Origin of the sequence: Bacillus paranthracis (assembly GCF_001883995.1) — a bacterium.
In the GTDB taxonomy this organism is placed as follows: Bacteria; Bacillota; Bacilli; order Bacillales; family Bacillaceae_G; genus Bacillus_A; species Bacillus_A paranthracis.
This window is the reverse complement of sequence record NZ_MACE01000076.1, coordinates 1-343: the sequence shown is the minus strand read 5'-3', so window position 1 is coordinate 343 and position 343 is coordinate 1. Positions and strand designations below refer to the sequence as shown.

Annotated in this window: 1 protein-coding gene; it reads right to left on the bottom strand. The window is 37.3% G+C overall.

Annotated features, from left to right (window positions below; translation table 11 throughout):
* Window positions 1-343 (bottom strand): prealbumin-like fold domain-containing protein (locus BAQ46_RS25440; RefSeq protein WP_249024568.1); only part of this gene is annotated, 343 nt, incomplete at both ends.

Genomic DNA, 343 nt, shown 5'->3' with positions numbered 1-343 from the left:
TAACAGAAGCTGTAGCGGTTTGACTCTTTTCAACAGTAAAGTTGATAGGAGTTTGATTTAAGTCATAATGATCAGGAGCCTTCGTTTCAACGAACTGATAATCTCCTGGACGTAAATCAGAAACAGAAATTTTTCCATCTTTATTAGTAGTTAAATCAGAACGAACGTCATTGCCGTTCATATCCACGATTTTAAATACTGCGCCTTCAAGAGTAACACCGTCGATGTCATCAACTTTTGTTAATTCCACAGCGCCCTTCGTTAAGCTATTTTTAGCGATAACAGAAGCTGTAGCGGTTTGACTCTTTTCAACAGTAAAGTTGATAGGAGTTTGATTTAAGTC